Annotated in this window: 5 protein-coding genes and 1 pseudogene; all 6 read right to left on the bottom strand. The window is 37.0% G+C overall.

What is annotated here, in order from left to right:
• Nucleotides 1-427 (bottom strand): annotated as a pseudogene (locus tag Q0972_RS03930) (hypothetical protein); the annotation flags it as partial.
• A gap of 458 nt (nucleotides 428-885) precedes the next feature.
• Nucleotides 886-1494: a hypothetical protein gene (locus tag Q0972_RS03925; RefSeq protein ID WP_299362866.1), complete on the bottom strand. Its 609-nt coding sequence runs from the start codon at nucleotides 1492-1494 to the stop codon at nucleotides 886-888.
• A gap of 42 nt (nucleotides 1495-1536) precedes the next feature.
• Nucleotides 1537-1830 (bottom strand): hypothetical protein, encoded by a 294-nt coding sequence (locus tag Q0972_RS03920; RefSeq protein ID WP_299362863.1) that lies wholly within the window; start codon nucleotides 1828-1830, stop codon nucleotides 1537-1539.
• A 4-nt stretch (nucleotides 1831-1834) separates the two neighbouring features.
• Complete coding sequence (locus Q0972_RS03915) at nucleotides 1835-2887, bottom strand: RHS repeat-associated core domain-containing protein (protein ID WP_299362860.1); 1053 nt, start codon at nucleotides 2885-2887, stop codon at nucleotides 1835-1837.
• A gap of 214 nt (nucleotides 2888-3101) precedes the next feature.
• Entirely contained in the window at nucleotides 3102-3398 is a 297-nt protein-coding gene (locus Q0972_RS03910; RefSeq protein WP_299362857.1) for a hypothetical protein, read from the bottom strand.
• A gap of 25 nt (nucleotides 3399-3423) precedes the next feature.
• Nucleotides 3424-4798: RHS repeat-associated core domain-containing protein (locus tag Q0972_RS03905; RefSeq protein WP_299362855.1), on the bottom strand; the 1375-nt coding region annotated here is incomplete at its 5' end.

Below are 4798 nucleotides of genomic sequence, written 5' to 3'. Positions count from 1 at the left end.
CCTCATCGCCAACACTAAAACTGTTCCCGATTCTATACTGCGCCCCGTTATAGGCATTGGTAACATTGACCTTGAGCCTGCCATTATCAATGGCGATAGCGCCGTTGGCACTGCCCCCCTGGAAGCTCCAACCGTTATGCTCGCTATAGAAATCATCGTCCACATAAGATTGGTAATCCCCTTGGTCGTAGGTCAACCGTATATTGCCCAAATGGTCCCTGTACTGGTAGACATGTTTATAGGGCGTGCCTTTTTGTGCCTCAGTTGGCGGGGGCTCCACATAGCCCTCGGGATGCGAGAACATCTTAAGATCGCCATCCTCGTAGATAAAGTTGCCCGCATAGTCCGTTGTGGTCCCTGTACTCAATATCTTTCTCTGTTTTGCGCCTGTGGCATCATAAATATACTGAATATTTCCCGATGCCAAGGTCACCTGTGTCGGCAGATTGAGATGGTTATAGCCCTTTGTTTTTGGGCGTTCCCCCGCTCGCTCGCCGAAGTCTCGACGTAGGCGAGGTCGGGCTGTACGCTATATCTCTCCATAGCCTAAGGCAACGGAGAGGATGCCGCTGCCATCCCTAACGCGAGTCTTTCTTCATTCTTTCTTCAATTGCCTAAAAACCAACTTAAATTACATAAAAAAATATACAACAAAGGGATAGGCGTTACGCCTATCCCTTTGTTATTGTAATAACTTTCAGATACCCTTACCACCAGCTGCAAGCTGGTGGTAAAAAATAAAAACTATTATCCTTAAAGTAGAAAACAGCAATTAATTTTAACTACCGTTTTCTATTGTTTAAATTTTAATTGCTGGCCGTGTCCTATTTTAAAACACTACCCTAGTTTACATCATTACCCAGCGTGGGGTTTTTTCATTACCGACTAATCTTTTCTACTACCTAAAATTATATTTTTAGCGGAAATATAGCTTATCATTTCTAAATTACTTTCTAAACTATTATTTACAATCTGCCAAGACTTTGCAAGTGATTTAGTCTCTTTTGAGTTATTCAATAAAGAGCTAATAAATGACATGTAGTCTGTTTTATTTCTTTCCATCGTCATAATTATATTAGCATTAATCCTTAAACTTTCAATAACACTCTTATAGGATAAACCTGAATTAGATACTCCAACTAAAAAATAATTAGTTCTATGTGAATAAGCAGATTTAATAATATCTCCTAAGAATATTTTATTCCCATTACAATCTCTAATTTCACCTGTTTCATTTAACTCAAAATTCATTTGAATTAGATTGTAAGAGTTAGAAGATAAGTTAATCACCTCTTCAACGGTCTCAATGATTTTATAATCCACTTCTGAAAATAGTTTTAAATATTGCTCATAATCATAATCACCATAACTTTCGAGTCTATCGTTCTTAAATTCTAAAATTAAAACTTTTGGATTAGAAATAATTTTTGCTTTTGAACTGTTAAACTTAATCAGAGCTACAATAATTATGATAAGAATTATTGTATAAATCATAATATAAGATAATTAAAATATTTAGTTGTTTAGCCATTAGCGTTAATCCCAAGGGTCATTGCTATTCCAATCATGTTCTACTATTTTTGCATAAACTTCAGGTAAAAATAGCTCTCTCATTTGCTCATTCTCTAATTTGAATTTTTCTATTCGATGTTCAGAATATAATCCAGATTTAATCATTTTTAAATTAGAGATCAATTTACTTATGGTACCAAATTCTTCATTACTGATCTTATTGCGATTTTTTTTACTAACCCATCTTTCAAAAAGCAATTCATGTTGTCCTTCTAGTTCACAAAATAATTTATATTTATCAAGACTGATTTGTGCCATATCATTAATTATTAAACCATGAAGATTTTCTTTTAAGTATCGTTTCTGTCCATCTTATTTCTCGTTGAAAAAGAACTCTATATTCGATTCTCCTCCAAGCAGATTTAGATTTTAGAGTCATAGATGTAGTGATAGTACCCAGTTTATTTATTTGAGTTCCAAAAATGGTATGTGCAGAATTCGCACCACGAGCATAAATATAAGATAATTTATCCCACATAACTCTAGCATTATTTTTTGACATCAATGGGGTTAACATATCACCTACTTTGCCATACCAAGTATCAAATATAGTCATTACACTATTATCATTTTTAGACCATACTCTAGCAAAAGCTTCAGCCCCCTCACCCACATAAAACAATCTCGTTTTTCCTATGTGCCTTATACCACTAAAGCCAACACTCAATCTAGAAGCTATCCCTAGTGTTCCAAAATGTAATACTAAACTAAATGGGTCAGTAGGAGCCACTAGCTCTTGAACTTTGGAGTCAGAAATCATAGCTAAAAGACGGGCTCTTTTCCTCTGTAACCTTTTATACTTTTTAGAATCCTTTTCAAGTCCAGCCATGTCAAACGCAATGCTGTGCGCTTTAAATCTTCTTTTGGAGTTTTTCATTTGACATTCAAGATCACAATAGCTTACTGAAGTTTGATTTGAAGAATCCACGTTACCATAACTAGTACTGTTTGCAACACCATTAGCAGCATCAAAAGCGGAATTGAGATTTCTGAATTCAGCTTCACTCTGATCCATCCACGCTTCGACATTAGCCGTCTCACTGTCAGCACCACTTGGATCCGCCCAAAACACAGGGTTATTATCAAAGGCAGTATATGTACTCATCGAATGGTGAGTAACCGGATCAATAGATGTCCATCTGGCTATTGCCGGGTCGTACTGTCTCATATCCATCTCGTACCAATCGATGCCCAAAGACTCCTCCAGTTCCATGCCATTGTACCTAAACCTCTGTGCAACGGAGTTGGCATTGGCGGAGACCACGTCATTATACCCCTTATATTTTAAGCCAAAGGGATAGTAGCCTAAGACCATTTTTTTGGTCTTTTATCAATTTTTACAAGCTGTTTCTGTCTTTTATTGCAATATTTTTAAAGAACGTTTGTTTTTAATAATAATCTTCAATTTAAAACTATTATCCCTAAAGTAGAAAACGGTAATTAATTTTAACTACCGTTTTCTGTTGTTTAAATTCTATTTATAGGCCATGTCTCCTAATTTGGGACACTACCGACACTACCCACTACCCCTATGAATAATTCGGAGTCTTATTTATGATTTCTAATTCATCGAAAACTTCTTCTGTAATTTCATACAAATCCTTAGATGAAAAATAAACATCTTTATGCTTTTCGAAATCCTCTTCAATATCTGTAAATCTACTTGCTCTTACAGATATTTTTTTAAGACTTTCTCTTTCAAAATCAGATAATTGTAATTTATCATTATTTATATCATAAATCATGTAATACTCATTACAAAAATCTTGCGGTGAAATTTTTTTTTCTTTAAATAGTCTTATCAAATAAAATAGTACATGTTTCATATTACTGGTCATTTATTACGTTTGCTTATCTTTTTGGGAGATTACCTATTGCATCTCTAGTATAAAGAAAATGCTCGACAGTATTAGTTGCTTCATTATATAAAACTTCAAGATTATAAGTTTGTGGACTAGATATTCTCCGACCATTTCTTTCGATATTTCTATCAATAATTATTTCGGCATAATGCATAGTTCGACCAGCAGCACCTTGTGGATCTGGTATGCCAGGCATATTTTTAGCCACATCATCGAGAATTGAAGCTGGAACAAACCTATTTACATCATTCATGTGATTTAATGCTGTTCCGCTAAACTTAACTATACTTTTACCACCATTCTTAATTAAATTACCAAAAGGGATAAAAGATGCGGCTAACTCAAAAGTAAATCCTCCTGCTGCTCCTTCGTAATCACCTTCTAATAGAGCTGTAGCAACAGCTCCACCTGGTAAATAACTGAATACTTCTTTTTCCATTTCCCACATTTTTTGAGCTGTTTCACCACCAACTTCAAACATCGCTCTAGCTTCTTCACCTTTTGCCATCTCTTCTTCAGTTCCTCCCCATGTTAATGCATCATTGACCCAATTCCTAAAGTCTGCCCATGCCTTTTTTAATTTACCACAACAATCACCACTATCACTATCATTATCATTATCTTTACTTTCCTCATAACTCGGACCAAAACCTTCTCCCCAAGTTACCTTATGGCCACCAAAGGCATAAAAATTATCAGATAACTGTCCATCCGCACCAGAAGGATCAGCCCAAAACACAGGGTTGTTGTCAAAAGCACTATAAGTAGAGTATTCATGGTGAACCACAGGATCAATAGAATTCCATCTGGCTATCGCAGGGTCGTACTGTCTCATATCCATCTCGTACCAATCGATGCCCAAAGACTCCTCAAGCTCCTTACCATTGTACCTAAACCTCTGCGCTACGGAGTTGGCACTGGCAGAGACTACGTCATTGTACCCCTTATGCTTTAAGCCAAAGGGATAGTAATTGTTCTCCTCAATGATCCCTAGCGTACCGGTAGTCGCCAATACATTATCGATATAGAAATACGTACCTACGCCATCATCCACGGCAGAAAACCGTTTGTCGATCTTCAGATCCAATCTCGGCATACTGCCAATAGTGTAGGTAAAGCTATAATCCCCGCTGGCGGCATTGACGTTCAACGCGTAACCAAACCAGTTCTGCCCGTCCGATTCTATGACCATGATCCTGATGCCATCGGTATTGCCCTTGTCCAGAGTGAGTTCTATGCGCACCTCATCGCCAACACTAAAACTGTTCCCGATTCTATACTGCGCCCCGTTATAGGCATTGGTAACGTTGACCTTGAGCCTGCCATTATCAATGGCGATAGAGCCATTGGCACTGCCACCCTGG

This window comes from Winogradskyella sp. (genome assembly GCF_028282165.1).
GTDB lineage: Bacteria > Bacteroidota > Bacteroidia > Flavobacteriales > Flavobacteriaceae > Winogradskyella.
This window is presented reverse-complemented; position numbering and strand designations above follow the sequence as displayed.

What these genes read in the sequence shown, in the direction of transcription:
- Q0972_RS03925 (WP_299362866.1), bottom strand. Translation starts at nt 1,494, where the DNA reads ATGATTTATACAATAATTCTTATCATAATTATTGTAGCTCTGATTAAG.
- Q0972_RS03920 (WP_299362863.1), bottom strand. Translation starts at nt 1,830, where the DNA reads ATGGCACAAATCAGTCTTGATAAATATAAATTATTTTGTGAACTAGAA.
- Q0972_RS03915 (WP_299362860.1), bottom strand. Translation starts at nt 2,887, where the DNA reads ATGGTCTTAGGCTACTATCCCTTTGGCTTAAAATATAAGGGGTATAAT.
- Q0972_RS03910 (WP_299362857.1), bottom strand. Translation starts at nt 3,398, where the DNA reads ATGAAACATGTACTATTTTATTTGATAAGACTATTTAAAGAAAAAAAA.